Here is a 14,116-nt window from a genome sequence, read left to right on the forward strand (position 1 = left end):
GTCGGTGACCCGGCGCCAGCTGGCCCGCCTCGCCCGCGTCGAGGAGCTCGCGGCGGAGCTTCCCGGGGGCGGCACCCTCCACGTCCGGCGCCCCGCCCCCTCGGAACCCACCCCGGCCGCCGCCAGGACCGCGCTGACCGTGGTCAGACCCCCCAGCTCGCCCCGGATCGCGCGGCCCAGGGACGTCACCTCGCCCTCCTCGCGGGCGCGCGCACGGCAGTGGAAGGCCAGCTCGCAGGCGGACAGGCACTCGGGGGCGTACGTCGCGGGGACCGCCTCCACGGACGCCGTCAGTTCGGCGGCGGGGCGGCGGACGTCGAAGGTGACGCCCTCGGGAAGCTCCGCCGCGAGGTCCTCGACGCGGGCGAGGCGGGCCAGCTGGCGCCGGGTCACCGACAGCTGCTTGCGGACGTCGATCGCCGACGCCGTGGGGAGGTTCGAGAAGTCCTTGGGGCAGACCAGCAGGACGTGGTGCCGGACCGGCGGGGCGGGGTCGAGGCGCTCCGCCACCCGCTCCAGCGCCAAGGCGTACACCGCGGCCTGGCGCGCCGCCGCCCCCACCTTCGCCGCGTCCGCCGAACCGTCGATCATCGGGAAGGACTTGATCTCGACGACCGTCCAGCCGCCGTCAGGATGGACGACCACCGCGTCCGGCTCCAGGAAGGCGAGCGTCCCCGCGACGTCGAGCGCCAGCATGGGATGGTCGAGGAGCGTCCAGCCCCCGGACTCCGTCGCCTCGCGCAGCGCGAGCGCCGTACGGGCCGCCCGCCCCTCGGGGCCCGCCGCCGCCAGCTCGGGCACGGCCGATTCGCCGGGAACGGGCTCGGGGCCGCCGCCCAGGCGCCCGTGCGTCAGCCGCAGCAGCTCCGCGCCGCCGTCGGCCTTGACCCGGGCCTCGAACGCGTTCCCCCGCATGAAGGCGAACTGGGACTGCCCGAAACCGGAGGGCGAGCCGAGCGACCGGGCGAGCGCCGTCTTGTCCACGCCCGCCCCGTCCAGCAGCGCTCGCCGTCCGCACCCCGGGTTGGCCGCGAGCGCGGCGAGCGCGCGGGCGTCCAGCGGCTGTGCGGGGACATCGGCGCCGCGCAGCTCAGCGAGCCGGTGCCGCAGCGCTGTCCGCCGCCTCGGCGGGGCCGGCGCTCGGCTCGGCGCCTGGGCCGGCACTGTGCTTGCGCTGTCGGGGAAGTCGCTCACCCGTCGAAGTCTGGCACTCGCCACTGACAATTGAGGAGTCTGTGGCGGACGAGGCCCCGGAAACGGAAGACTCTGTGACCGACGAGACCCCGGAAACGGGTGACGAGGTCTCGGCAATCGAGGACTTCGCCGCCGAAGAAACCCCGGCACCCCCCATGAATCGCGCCCGCAGCCGCGCCATCCCCGGCTCCGTGAGCCGCCGCACAGGCCGTACGAGCAGCAGCCCGATACCCATCACGACGCCGCCCGCGACCGCGTCGAAGAAGTAGTGGTTGGCGGTGCCCATCACCACGAGCGTGGTGATGAGCGGATAGCCGACCGCGGCGATCCGCATCAGCGGCGAGCGCCCGTGCCGCCACAGCATCACGCCGCACCACAGCGCCCATCCCACGTGCAGGCTGGGCATGGCCGCGTACTGGTTGGTCATGCCGCCGAGCCCGCGCGGCGCGCTCGCCTCGGCGCCCCACCAGCCGTAGCCGCTGTACTGGGCCATGGTGTCGACGAAGCCGTGGCCCGCGCTGAGCAGGCGCGGCGGGCAGGTCGGCATGAGCGTGAAGCCGACCAGGCCGATCATGGTGGAGGTCATCAGCCACGCGCGTGCGGCGCGGTAGTGCACCGCGCGGCTGCGGAAGAGCCAGATCAGGACGGCGGGCGTGACGAGGTAGTGCAGCGAGGCGTACCAGAAGTCGGCCGGGACGCCGATCCAGGCGTGGGCGGTGAACAGACGGTTCAGCGGGCTCTCCGCGTCGAGCCGCAGGAACTGCTCGGCCCTGAGGATGCCGATGCCGTTGTCGACGGCGCCGGCGACGTCCCCCCGGGCGAGCAGCCGCCCCGCCGAGTAGGCGGCGTACACCAGCACGATCAGGGGCAGCTCCGTCCACCAGCGGAGCGGGTGTTCGGGTAGGCGCCCGGTGCCTGGCACGTCGGTCTTCGGCATCCGGTTCGTTCCCCCATCGTGTCTGTTCACTCGGCCCACTCGGCGTCGGCCGCCGCATCACTTTACGGCGTACGCGAAGGTCGCCGAGGCGTCCCCCGGGTAGGGGACGCTCAGATCGGCCGCGGGGTTGCCAGGCCGTGTGAGTGTCCGATCAAGGGTGGGTGATGATGGAGTGACGGACGCTTCGTATCCGTGCGAAGCGGCAAGAAGGCCGCAAAAGCACAGCAAGCACACAGCAATAACGCAGCACCAGTGCAGCGAGAAGCAACAACGTGGAGAGGTCACGCCCATGGCACCCCGCATCCTGCTGGCCCGGCACGGACAGACGGAATGGTCACTGTCCGGGAAGCACACCGGCAGGACGGACATCCCGCTCCTCGACGAGGGCCGCCGCGGCGCGAAGCTCCTGGGCGAGCGGCTGCACCGCGCGCCCTACGACGGCCTGCCGGATGTCGAGGTGCGCACGAGCCCGCTCTCCCGCGCGCGGGAGACCTGCGCGATCGCCGGCTTCGGAGAGCGCGCCGAGCCGTGGGACATGCTCATGGAGTTCGACTACGGCGACTACGACGGCATGACCCCGGACGACATCCGGGCCGTCCGCCCCGGCTGGATGATCTGGCGGGACGGCGTCCCCGGGGGCGAGACGCTCGCGGAGGTCTCCGCGCGCGCGGACGAGGTGGTGGAGTGGGCCAGGAGCGCCGACCGCGATGTCCTGGTCTTCGCGCACGGCCACATCCTGCGCGTCCTCGGCGCGCGCTGGCTCGGCCAGGGCATCGACTTCGCGGCCCGCATCCGCCTCAACCCGACGTCCCTCTCGGTCCTGGGCTGGGCCTACGGGGAGCCCGCCATCGAATCGTGGAACGAGACCGGCCACCTGGCCTAGCGGCCCAGGACTGCACATACGTACGTACGGCTACACCGCCCGCGGCAGCGAGGCGTGGCGCTCCAGGAAGCCCCCCACCCCCGGGGCCCTGCGGTGCGGCAGCAGCACCCGCGCCGTCGTGGCGAGCATCGACTGGATGCGGGAGGACTGCACCTCGTCGAGGAGCGCGAGGACCCGCAGGCCCGCCGTCGCCGCCTCGTCGGGGCGGCCCGCGCGGGCCAGGTCGTCGGCAAGCTCGGCGGTGTAGAGCGCGATGTTCCGGGTGAACTGCGGGGTCTGCGAGGCCGCCGTGGCCGCCGCGCGCCGCGCGTGCCGGGCCGCCCGCGCCCAGTCGCCGAGCGCCGACCAGCACTGCGCTTCCAGGCCCTCCAGCTCGGCCCGGCCGTAGAAGCTCATCCACTCCGGGTCGGCGTCCGAGCCCCCGCGGTCGAACAGGGCGTGCGCGCGGGCCAGCGACTGCTCGCACCCAGCCCGGTCGCCGAGCCCCGCCCAGCCCCCGGCCTCCCGCAGCGCGAGCAGCGAGAGCAGCCGGTGCGAGCCGTGGTGGCGGGCCGCGCGGGTGGCCGCCTGCGCCGCCCGTACCGCCTCCCGGGGCCGGCCCGCGTCCCGTGCGAGGAAGGCGGTGTTGCAGAAGGCGTGCGCCTCCAGGGCCGGGTCCCCGGCGACCCGCGCCGTGGCGAGGGCCTCGGCGTAGTGCGAACGGGCGTCGTCGAAGCGGCCCGAGTCGTGCGCCAGCCAGCCGACCGAGATGGCCAGTTCACCGGCGCCCGCGTGCAGCCGGTCCGAGGTGGACCGCCGGGTCGTGCCCGCGTCGAGCAGGGCGTAGGCGGTGCGCAGCGGGGCGGCCGCGCGGCGGTAGAGGCCGTCGGCGCCGTGCCGGTCGTCGAGCAGCCTGATCTTGCGCACGGCCTCCTCGACCGCGTCCACCTCGGCCTCGCCGATCCTGCGGCCGTGCCGGGTGGCGGCCTCGGCGGGGCCGCCCAGGGCGAGCCCGATGGGGCCGAGGGACGCGACGGCCACGGTGGCGGTCGAGCCGGTCATGAATGCGCGACGTTGCACGTCGCTCTCCTCGTGAGTCTGGATCGCGTACGGATCGCAGGCGCGGGGGTCGGACCCGGACGGATGGGACTCGTACAACTGGATCGTGGTGTGCGGCTTGTTCGTGGTGCTGGGCTGACGGGTTCCCCGGGGGTGGATCACGGTGGGGGAGGGCGGTGGTTCGGAGTCCGTGCGCGCCGCCCTGCCCCGGACCTGCGCGCGGGGCGCGAACCCCAGGTCGGCCAGCGTCCGGCCGGGGAACATGTGCAGGAACACCCGCTCGTAGGCGTAGTTGGGGCAGCGGATCTCCCCCGCCTCCACGCGCCCCACGTACCGCGCGTCGCAGCTGACCCGCTCGCCGATCTCGCGAGCGGCCCGCCGGACCGCGGCGGCGAACTCGCCGGGCGAGCGGCGCCCGCGCAGCTGCCGGAAGGCGAGGTTCGGTCGTGGGGACCGAGTGGACGATGCCATCGGTGAGGACGGTGAGGACGCCATGGCCGGACCCTCTCGTGCGGAGCGTGCCGGACCGTGCACACGCTGGCGCACTGGACGCCGCGCCCGCGCACGGGACCTCGCGGGGCTGCCCCCTGTTCCGGCGGAGCACGAACGTACCCGCTGTGACGGGGTCGACACGCGGGGTTTGGCTACAAACCGGATATCTCACCCACGATCTGCCATGAACTGCCATCCTTTGCGGCGGCGTGCCGCAGTGCCTGTTGACGCCGGATCGCGTTGAACCATGCGGAGTGGGAGACCGGAAAAGCTCCCGCACTCGCGAGGAGAGGTCCCCTTGTTGGAGATCGGCATGCAGAACAGCGACTCCCGTACGAACAGCGACGCCCGTGCGATCGGCGACGCGCCCCCGGCCTCACTGACCACGGCACGGCACCGGCCCAGCCCGGACGGCAGCACTCCGCCACGCGCCGCGGCGCCCTGCGACGACGAGTGCTGCGACCTCGTCACCGTCCCCGCCAGACAGGGGCTGGAAGCCGTCGACATCCTGCGCCGCGGCGCGGGTGACACCATCGGTCCCGTGCTGCACGACGGGAGCTGCGACACCCTCGGCTTCCTCGTGCCGCCCGGCACCGCCGACGCCTGGGACCTCCCGGGCAGCGCCTGTACCCAGACCTTCGGGCGCGGCCTGCGCCGGTCCGCGGCGCCGGACCCGGGGCCCGCCGTCCCCGAGCCGCCGGTCGCGGGCAGCGGCTGGCTGCTGCCGCCGGACGGCGAGAGCGGCCCCGTCACGGACCCCGCCGTCCTGCGGGCCGCGCTCGGCCAGGCCGCGCGCACCATCGAGGCCGCGGACAACTGCCGCTGAGCGGTCCCCGCCGCGTCCCCGCCGCCTCTGCGAAAATCCGCCCGCGTACCGGCCCGCATACCGCCGCCGGGCCGTGTCGTCCGCGTACGCCGATAATGGTCCGATGGCAAGGAACAGGCGAGCCCGGGAAGCGGCGTCCGAGGCTGTCGTCGAGAAGGTGGACGGCGGGCTCGCCGAGCTGATGCCGGACCGGGACAGGCCGCGCGCGTGGACGCTGCTCGTGGACGGCGCCCCGCAGTCCCACGTGGACCTCGACGACCCCACGTACCTCGACTTCGAGTACCAGCGCAGGCTCGGCCACATCGCCGACCTCGTCGCGCCCGCCGGCAAGCCGATACGCGCCGTGCACCTCGGCGGGGGCGCCTTCACCCTCGCCCGCTACATAGCGGCGACCCGCCCCCGCTCCACCCAGCAGATAGTCGAGCGCGACACCGCGCTCATCCAACTCGTCCGCCGCGAGCTGCCCTTGGACCCGCAGGCCCGGATACGGGTGCGCGGCGCCGACGCCCGCGAAGGGCTCGCGAAGATCGCCGACGGCTGGGCGGACCTCGTGATCGCCGACGTCTTCAGCGGCGCGCGCACCCCCGCGCACCTCACCAGCACGGAGTTCCTCACCGACGTGGCCAGGGTCCTCGCACCCGGGGGTTACTACGCCGCCAACCTCGCCGACGGGCCGCCGCTCGCACATCTGCGCGGACAGCTCGCCACCGCCGCCGTGCTCTTCCCCGAACTCGCGCTCGTCGCCGATCCCGCCGTGCTGCGCGGCAAGCGGTTCGGCAACGCCGTGCTCCTCGCCGGTGGCCAGGTCCTGCCCGTCGCGGAGCTGACCCGGCGCAGCGCGAGCGATCCGCACCCGGGCCGGGTCGAACACGGGCGGGGGCTGCGGGACTTCAGCGGGGGCGCGGCCGCGGTCACGGACGCCGCCGCGGTCGCCTCGCCGGCGCCGCCACCCTCGGTGTTCCGCTGACCGCGCGCGTCAGTACGTATTGATCTCGACCCGGGGCGCGGTGTCGTGCCAGGTGCAGAAGACGGACAGCCTGTCCGCGCCCGCCGTGAACTCCACCCGGATCCACGTGTCCTGCTTCCACGTCTGCACGGACCAGCCCGCCGCCGGGGTCGCCGAGACCAGCGTCGCGGAGTCCTCGCCGAGATCGAGGACGACCCGGCCGCCCCGGGTGCCGTAGCTCTTCACCGTGCCCATGCCCGTGCCCGTGCCGGAACGCGCGGGCGGGGCGGCTTCGGAGGTCCTGGTGCGGGACCTGGACGGTTCGGGGGACTTCGGCGGGCGGGGGGTCTTCGTGGCTCCACGGGGCTTCGGCGGCTTCTCGGCCGGCGGCGGCTCGGGGCGGCGCGTCGAGGAGGACAGCGGCTCCGCGCGGTCGGCGCCGCCGTCGTCGGCCGTGAGCGGCAGGGCGCGCGGCGGGTCGTAGGCGGTGCCCGCCAGCACCGTGTGGACGCCCCACCACGACAGCGTGACCGCCGCGCCCGTGGCGAGCGACCACGCGACGGCGTGTACGAGTCCTCTGCGCATCGCGGGCCATACTGCACCACGCGGCGACGCCGTGTCCCGTGCGAAATTCGCTCTCGGGTTCGACGGGGGGCGAGCGGTCCACGGCGGACCACGTTCCTCCGTATGGCGTACGGTGCCGCCCATGGCAAGTGTGCTCGTCGTCGAGGACGACCAGTTCGTACGCTCCGCCCTCATCCGGCACCTGACCGAGGCGTCGCACACCGTGCGCAGCGTCGGCACGGCCCTGGAGGCGCTGCGCGAGGTCGCCCATTTCCGCTTTGACGTGGTGATCCTGGATCTCGGCCTGCCCGACCTCGACGGGTCGGAGGCGCTCAAGATGCTGCGCGGCATCACGGACGTACCCGTGATCATCGCCACCGCGCGGGACGACGAGGCGGAGATCGTACGGCTCCTCAACGACGGCGCCGACGACTACCTCACCAAGCCGTTCTCCGTCGAACACCTGTCGGCGCGGATGGCCGCCGTGCTGCGCCGCGCGCGCGGCACGGCCGGTGAGGCGCCGCCGAGCAGCGTGCTCCAGGTCGGCGGGCTCTCCATCGACCCGCTGCGGCGCCAGGCCGATCTCGACGGGGCGCGGCTCGATCTGACCCGCCGCGAGTTCGACCTGCTCGCCTTCCTCGCCGGGCGGCCCGGTGTCGTCGTGCCCCGCAAGGAACTGCTCGCCGAGGTGTGGCAGCAGAGCTACGGGGACGACCAGACCATCGACGTACATCTGTCGTGGCTGCGGCGGAAGTTGGGCGAGACCGCCGCGCGGCCGCGTTACCTGCACACCCTGCGCGGGGTCGGCGTGAAGCTGGAGCCGCCGGCGGCGGAGCCACCCCGGTGAGATGGGCCCTCGTCAGGGTGTGCCTGGCCGTCACGGCGATGGTCGTGGTGGCCTTCGCGGTGCCGCTCGGCCTCGTCGTCAAGGAGATGGCCAGGGACCGCGCCGTCTCGAACGCGGAGCGGCACGGCGCGGGCATGGGCCCCACGCTCTCCATCACCACCGACCGCGAGGAGCTGACCCGGGCCGTCGCCACGTCCGAGGCGGGCGGCGACGGGCGGATGGCCGTGTACGTACCGGAGGTCGGCGGCGCCCCCGCCTTCGAGGTCGGCGATCCGCGGGCGGGCGCGCGGGCCGTCGAGGCCACCCGCGCGGCGGGCCGCGCGCGGACCGCCGAGGTGCCCGGTGGCTTCGTGGTGCTCCAGCCGACCGCGCTCAGCTCGGGCACGGCGGTCGTGGAGATCTTCGTGCCGGAGGCCGAGGTCAGCAACGGCGTGACGACGGCGTGGCTGGTGCTCGCGGGCGTCGGTATCGCGCTCGTCATCGGCTCGGTGGCGGTCGCGGACCGTCTCGGCGTACGCATGGTCCAGCCCGCCAAGCGGCTGGCGGGCGCCGCGCACGACCTCGGGGAGGGCAAGCTCGGGGTGCGGGTGCCCGAGGAGGGCCCGACGGAGCTGCGGCTCGCGGCGGTCGCCTTCAACTCCATGGCCGACCAGGTCGTGCAACTCCTCGCCAACGAACGGGAGCTGGCGGCCGACCTGTCCCACCGGCTGCGTACGCCGCTGACCGTGCTGCGGCTGAACACGGCCTCGCTCGGCGACGGGCCCGCGGCCGAGCAGACCCGCGTCGCCGTCGAACGCCTGGAACGCGAGGTCGACACGATCATCCGCACCGCGCGGGACGCCAAGCCGCGGACGGTGGCGACGGCGGCGGGCGGGCCCGGCGCGGGCTGCGACGCCGCGGAGGTGATCCGCGAGCGGATGGCGTTCTGGTCGGCGCTCGCCGAGGACGAGGGCCGCGAGGTGCGTGTGGCGGGGGTGGAGCGGCCGGTGCGGGTGCCGGTGGTCCGAGCGGAACTGGTCGCCGCGTTGGACGCTTTGCTGGGTAACGTCTTCCGGCACACCGGTGAGGGGACGGCCTTCTCGGTGGACGTGCACAGCGGCGAGGACGCGGTGATCGTCCTCGTCTCCGACGCGGGGCCCGGGATCGCCGACCCCGAGGCCGCGTTGGCGCGGGGCGCGGGGTCCGGGGCGGACGGGTCCACGGGGCTCGGCCTGGACATCGTGCGCCGCCTCGCCGAGTCGACGGGCGGCGACGTCCGTGTCGGCCGCTCGGTCCTCGGCGGCACGGAGGTCCGCCTCTGGATCCAGCGGGGGGCTCGCCGGGGGGCCTTGGGGCGCCGGGGGCACCGGGCCCGGAGACGTGCCGTCGGCCAGGCGTAGTTCCCTGCGGGTGCGTGGGGGCTGGCCGCGCAGCTCCCCGCGCCCCTTACGGGCCCGGCTGAGCGCCCCTCAGTCGACCAACGCGCCCGCCCTGGCGACCGCCGCATACCACTCCGCGCTGGACTTCGGAGTCCGGACCTGCGTCTCGTAGTCCACATACACCGCCCCGAAACGCTTGCTGTAGCCGTACGCCCATTCGAAGTTGTCCAGAAGTGACCACAGGTAGTACCCGCGGACATCCGCGCCATCGGTGAGGGCACGGCGGACCGCGGCCAGATGGCCGCGAAGGTAGGCGATCCGCTCAGGATCGTGGACGCGGCCCTCCGCGTCGGGCTTGTCGTCGCAGGCCGCGCCGTTCTCCGTCACGTACAGCGGAAGCCCCGGCGCCTCCCGGGTGTACCGCATGATCAGCTCGTGCAGCCCCGTCGGGTCGATGGTCCAGCCCATCTCCGTGCGCTCGCCCGGCGTCTGGTGGAAGGCGACGTCCTCGGCCCCGGGCCAGGGCGAGTGCGCGCTCGCGCCGTGTCCGTCGGCGCGCGAACTTCCGCCCTCGGGGGCCGCCGACACCAGCGCGGGCGTGTAGTAGTTGAGGCCCAGCGCGTCCAGCGGCTGGTGGACGGCGGCCAGATCGCCTTCGCGGACGCAGGACCAGTCGGTGATCCGCGCGGTGTCGGCCAGCAGGTCGGCCGGGTAGGCGCCGTGCAGCATCGGGCCGTGGAAGACGCCGTTGGCGAGGTTGTCGATGCGCCGGCGCGCGTCCAGGTCGCCAGGGCCCTGGGAAACCGCCCTGACCACCGCGGAGTTGAGGCTCACCGCGACCCGGGCGCGGGCCGGCAGGGCGGCGCGCAGCGCCTGGGTGCCGAGGCCGTGCGCGAGGTTGAGGTGGTGCGCGGCGTGGAGGGCGGCCGCGGGGTCGGTGCGGCCGGGGGCGTGCACCCCGGAGCCGTAGCCCAGGAAGGCGCTGCACCACGGTTCGTTGAGCGTGATCCAGGACTCGACGCGGTCGCCCAGCGCCTCGGCCACCAGACCCGCGTACTCGGCGAAGCGGTACGCGGTCTCCCGCGCGGGCCAGCCGCCCGCGTCCTCCAGCTCCTGGGGCAGGTCCCAGTGGTAGAGGGTCAGGGCGGGCTCGATGCCCTGGGAGAGCAGCTCGTCGACCAGGCGGCGGTAGAAGTCCAGGCCGCGCTGGACGGCCGGGCCGCGTCCGGTGGGCTGCACCCGGGACCAGGAGACGGAGAACCGGTAGGCGCTCAGGCCGAGGCGTGCCATGAGCGCCACGTCGTCGCGGTAGCGGTGGTAGTGCTCGACGGCGACGTCACCGGTGTCGCCGCCGTCGGTGCGGCCCGGCGTATGGCTGAAGGTGTCCCAGATGGAGGGGGTGCGGCCGTCCTCGCGTACGGCGCCCTCGATCTGGTAGGCGGAGGTGGCGGCGCCCCAGAGGAAACCGGCCGGAAAGGTGAGGGGTTCAGGCATGGAAGCGCTCCCATCGGAAGGGGGAAGGGGGAAGGGGGAGAAGAAGTACCGGAGGAAGAAGGGGGAGCGCCGGGGCACCCGGAGCCGCGCCGCTCCCGGAGACTCAGCCCTTGACCGCCCCCTGCATGATCCCGCTCACGATCTGCTTGCCGAACAGGATGAACGCCAGGAGCAGCGGCAGCGTGCCGAGCAGCGCGCCCGCCATGATCACCGCCCGGTCGGGGATGTACCCCGTGCCGAGGGAGTTGAGCGCCACCTGCACGGTGGGGTTCGACTGGTTCAGGGCGATGATCGGCCACAGGAAGTCGTTCCAGGCCATCACGAACGTCAGCAGACCGAGGACGGCCATCGCGGGCCGCGCCGCGGGGAACACCACGTGCCAGATGATGCGCAGACTGCTCGCCCCGTCCATCCGCGCCGCCTCGATCAGCTCGCTGGGCAGGGCCTGCACCAGGTACTGCCGCATGAAGAACACCCCGAAGGCGCTCACGAACGTCGGCAGGATCACGGCCTGGAGCTGGTTGGTCCACTGGAGGTCGGCGATCCACAGATACAGCGGTACGACGCTCAGCTGCGGCGGCACCATCATCGTGCCGATGGTCAGCACGAGCAGCGCCCCGCTGAACCTGAACTTCAGCTTGGCGAAGGCGAATCCGGCGATCGTGGAGAACAGGACGGTGCCGATGGTGATGCTGCCCGCCACGATCGTGGTGTTCAGCATCGCGTCGCCGAGGCTCGCCTCCTTCCACGCCCTTTCGAGGTTCTTGAAGAGGTTCCCGCCGAACCACAGGGGCGGCGGTGTCTGGGCGAGCCGCCCCTGGGTCCGCGAGGCCGCGATCGCCGTCCAGATCAGCGGCGCCAGCGAGATGGCCGTGAACAGCGCGAGGACGGCGTACGTGAGCGGCCCCGCGTGCATCGTGCGGCCGGCCTTGAGGCCCATGGTGCGGGCGCGGGTCTTCATCGGTCCTTCCTCAGGCGTCGGGCGATCAACAGATTGACCGCGGCGATGAGCAGCAGGATCAGCAGCATCAGCCAGGCGACGGCCGACGCCCTGCCCAGATGGCCGTTGATCCAGCCCTGGTCGTACAGATAGAGCCCGAGGGTCTGGAACTGGTGGTCGGCGCCGCCCTTGGACCCGGCGGTCCCGCCGAACAGCAGGGGCTCGCCGAAGAGCTGGGTCGCGCCGATCGTGGAGACGACCACGGTGAACAGGATCGTCGGGCGCAGCATCGGGATCGTGACGTGCCGGAACTGCTGCCAACGCGAGGCGCCGTCCAGCGAGGCCGACTCGTACAGGTCGTGCGGTACGGCCTGCATCGCCGCCAGATAGATGAGCGCGTTGTAGCCGGTCCACCGCCAGATGACGATCGACGACACGGCGAACTGCGAACCCCAGGACGACTCACGCCAGTTGACGGGGTCGAAGCCGACCGACCCGATCAGCCAGTTGACCATCCCGCCGTCCCACGCGAACAGCAGCGTGAAGACCAGCGAGGCGCTCGCCACCGAGGTGGCGTACGGCGCGAGCATCGCCACCCGCCACAGCGTGGAGCCGCGCAGCTTGTAGTTGAGCAGGTGCGCGATGCCCAGCGCCATGGCCAGCTGGGGGACGGTGGAGATGACGCCGATGGCGAAGGTGTTGCCGAGCGCGTTCCAGAAGTAGTCGCTCCGCAAGAGGTTGGTGTAGTTCTCCAGGCCGAGCCAGGTGCTGTCGTCGAGGTTGGTCAGCTCCAGGCGGTGCAGCGAGGCCCAGCCGGTGTAGAGCAGCGGGAAGAGGCCGAAGGCGCCGAAGAAGAGGAAGAAGGGCGCCACGAAGACATAGGGCGACGCCTTGATGTCCCAGCGGTACAGGCGGCTGCGCCACGAGGACGTCGTGGGGGAGGACGCGCGGCCCTCCGACGCGGCCGGGGCCGCGTCCCCCTGCACGGGGGGCGCGGTCTCGGCGTACTCAGTCGTCTCGGACATGGGCGTCACTGTCCCAGAACATCCTTGATCTCCTTCTGGGCCGCCTCCCAGCCCTCCTCGGGAGACTTGCCCTGCTGCTCCACCTGGAGCACACCGATGTCCGTGATGGACTGGCCGATCTGGGCGTCCTTGACGCCGTAGACGGCCGAGGGGATGTTCTTGGCGACGCCGGCGTAGATCCGGGTGATGGGCGCGTCGCTGAAGTACGCCCTGGTGGCCGGCGACGGCTTCAGCTCGTCGTAGACCGACGGGGTGGAGGGGAAGCTGGCCTGCTTGGCGAAGATCTTCGCGAGCTGCTCGGGCCGGGTCAGCCAGACGGCCAGCTCGGTCGCCTCCTTCTTGTGCTTGCCCGCGCTCGGCACCCCGAGGAAGGCCCCGCCCCAGTTGCCGTCCGTGGGCGCCTTGGCCATGTCCCACTTGCCCTTGCCGCCCGGGCCCGTCTTCTCCTGGATGTAACCGGCCATCCAGGCGGGGCAGGCCACCGTGGCGAACCTGCCGTTGGCGAAGCCCTGGTCCCACGTCGGGTCGAACTGCTTGAGCTTGGCGGACATGTCGCCCCGGGCGACCTTCATCGCCGCGTCCCAGGCGTCCTTGCGGCCCTGGCTCTCCTCGTAGATCTCCTCGCCTTCCTCGTCGTAGTAGCGCTCGGTGGCGCCCGCGAAGACGGCGTTGTAGACGCTGGAGGCGGAGTCGACGAACTTGGTGCCCTTCGGCGCCTTCTTCATGTACTTCTCGCCCATCGCGACGTACTTGTCCCAGTCGCCCGCCCACTCCTTCGCGAGCTGCTCGCGGTCGGTGGGCAGGCCCGCCTTCTCGAAGAGGTCCTTGCGGTAGCAGAGCGCGGTGGGGCCGATGTCGACCCCGAGGCCGACCGTCTTGCCGTCCTCGGTCGTCGCCTGCTTCCACTTCCAGTCGAGGTACGCGGACTTCTCCACGCCCTCCGCCTTGCCCAGATCCTCGAACTTGGCGCCCTGGGTCCGCACGATCTCCGTGATGTTGCTGACCTCGATGGCCGCCACGTCGTTGACCCCCGCGCCGGACTGGAGCTGGGTGAGCAGCTTCGGGTAATAGGCGTCGTTCCGCTCGATGACGTTCTCTTTGATCCTGATGTCCGGGTGGGCCTTCTCGTACTCCTCGTACAGGCCCGCCTGCTTGAGGCCCAGCACGCCGAACGTGCCTACGTTGAGCGTGATTCTGCCGTCGTCCGACGATCCGTCGTCGTCGCTGGAACAAGCGGCCAGCAGACTCGCGGCCAGGGCGGTCACGGCCGCGTAGGTCACCAGTCGGCGGGACCGGCCGGAACTCGTGTGCATGACGTCCTCCTGTTGCCTGACGTGCCGACCACCCGGCCAACTGCTGTGCTGGGTCCGTTGGTTCATTCTGCGGCGCGGGCGGGGAACGTGCGGGATGTGTACGGCTCAGGTACTGTGGGAGCGCTCCCACGAGTGATTGCTTGAAGACTCGTGGCTGGCGCCGGGGGTGTCAAGGGACCGGACAGGGAGTCGCGTCTTCGGTTATCGGGCCGTTACGGGACCCTCGCGCTTTCGCCCCTCGGCCCGGCGAAGATCCGGC

General features: G+C 72.7%; 13 protein-coding genes. 5 read left to right on the top strand and 8 right to left on the bottom strand.

What is annotated here, in order from left to right:
- Together IG54_RS0127355 and IG54_RS0127360 are read right to left on the bottom strand one after the other, a co-directional pair.
- Positions 1-1,164, bottom strand: a 1,164-nt coding sequence (locus IG54_RS0127355; RefSeq protein WP_234336371.1) for a hypothetical protein, incomplete at its 3' end; no start/stop codon positions are given.
- Positions 1,091-2,131 carry a phosphatase PAP2 family protein gene (locus tag IG54_RS0127360; RefSeq protein ID WP_030790028.1) on the bottom strand — a complete coding sequence of 347 codons (1,041 nt, stop codon included), beginning with the start codon at positions 2,129-2,131 and terminating at the stop codon, positions 1,091-1,093. The genes IG54_RS0127360 and IG54_RS0127355, both read right to left, overlap by 74 nt.
- Before the next feature lie 289 nt (positions 2,132-2,420).
- On the opposite strand from IG54_RS0127360, the gene IG54_RS0127365 reads away from it, so the two are divergent.
- Entirely contained in the window at positions 2,421-3,014 is a 594-nt protein-coding gene (locus IG54_RS0127365; RefSeq protein ID WP_030790031.1) for a histidine phosphatase family protein, read from the top strand.
- A gap of 30 nt (positions 3,015-3,044) precedes the next feature.
- On the opposite strand, the gene IG54_RS0127370 is transcribed toward IG54_RS0127365, so the two are convergent.
- Positions 3,045-4,523: a transcriptional regulator gene (locus tag IG54_RS0127370; protein WP_106977100.1), complete on the bottom strand. Its 1,479-nt coding sequence runs from the start codon at positions 4,521-4,523 to the stop codon at positions 3,045-3,047.
- Positions 4,524-4,845: 322 nt separating this feature from the next.
- Between IG54_RS0127370 and IG54_RS0127375 the strand changes: the two genes are divergently transcribed.
- Together IG54_RS0127375 and IG54_RS0127380 are read left to right on the top strand one after the other, a co-directional pair.
- The gene (locus tag IG54_RS0127375) at positions 4,846-5,370 is read left to right on the top strand and encodes a hypothetical protein (RefSeq protein ID WP_420712289.1); all 525 of its coding nucleotides are present in this window, start codon (positions 4,846-4,848) and stop codon (positions 5,368-5,370) included.
- 103 nt (positions 5,371-5,473) lie between these two features.
- Complete coding sequence (locus IG54_RS0127380) at positions 5,474-6,337, top strand: spermidine synthase (RefSeq protein ID WP_030790039.1); 864 nt, start codon at positions 5,474-5,476, stop codon at positions 6,335-6,337.
- A 9-nt stretch (positions 6,338-6,346) separates the two neighbouring features.
- Here IG54_RS0127380 and IG54_RS0127385 read toward each other — a convergent pair whose 3' ends face one another.
- On the bottom strand, positions 6,347-6,901 hold the full coding sequence (locus tag IG54_RS0127385; RefSeq protein ID WP_030790042.1) for a hypothetical protein: 555 nt from the start codon (positions 6,899-6,901) through the stop codon (positions 6,347-6,349).
- 121 nt (positions 6,902-7,022) lie between these two features.
- Here IG54_RS0127385 and IG54_RS0127390 point away from each other — a divergent pair, with 121 nt between their 5' ends.
- Positions 7,023-7,727, top strand: a complete 705-nt coding sequence (locus IG54_RS0127390) for a response regulator transcription factor (RefSeq protein ID WP_030790044.1) — start codon at positions 7,023-7,025, stop codon at positions 7,725-7,727.
- Positions 7,724-9,106: a sensor histidine kinase gene (locus IG54_RS0127395; RefSeq protein WP_030790046.1), complete on the top strand. Its 1,383-nt coding sequence runs from the start codon at positions 7,724-7,726 to the stop codon at positions 9,104-9,106. Before IG54_RS0127390 ends, IG54_RS0127395 begins: the two co-directional genes overlap by 4 nt.
- 69 nt (positions 9,107-9,175) lie before the next feature.
- Here the strand turns inward: IG54_RS0127395 and IG54_RS0127400 are convergent, their stop codons facing one another.
- The 4 genes from IG54_RS0127400 to IG54_RS0127415 all read right to left on the bottom strand — a co-directional run bounded on the left by IG54_RS0127400 (position 9,176) and on the right by IG54_RS0127415 (position 13,857).
- On the bottom strand, positions 9,176-10,579 hold the full coding sequence (locus IG54_RS0127400) for a GH1 family beta-glucosidase (RefSeq protein WP_030790049.1): 1,404 nt from the start codon (positions 10,577-10,579) through the stop codon (positions 9,176-9,178).
- A 103-nt stretch (positions 10,580-10,682) separates the two neighbouring features.
- On the bottom strand, positions 10,683-11,540 hold the full coding sequence (locus IG54_RS0127405) for a carbohydrate ABC transporter permease (RefSeq protein ID WP_051820040.1): 858 nt from the start codon (positions 11,538-11,540) through the stop codon (positions 10,683-10,685).
- Positions 11,537-12,544 (bottom strand): carbohydrate ABC transporter permease, encoded by a 1,008-nt coding sequence (locus IG54_RS0127410; protein WP_030790054.1) that lies wholly within the window; start codon positions 12,542-12,544, stop codon positions 11,537-11,539. The genes IG54_RS0127405 and IG54_RS0127410 overlap by 4 nt, the downstream gene beginning before the upstream one ends.
- A 5-nt stretch (positions 12,545-12,549) precedes the next feature.
- Positions 12,550-13,857: an extracellular solute-binding protein gene (locus IG54_RS0127415; RefSeq protein ID WP_030790057.1), complete on the bottom strand. Its 1,308-nt coding sequence runs from the start codon at positions 13,855-13,857 to the stop codon at positions 12,550-12,552.
- Between the last annotated feature and the right edge of the window lie 259 nt (positions 13,858-14,116).

This window comes from Streptomyces sp. NRRL S-920 (genome assembly GCF_000717945.1).
GTDB classification, from domain to species: Bacteria; Actinomycetota; Actinomycetes; order Streptomycetales; family Streptomycetaceae; genus Streptomyces; species Streptomyces alboniger.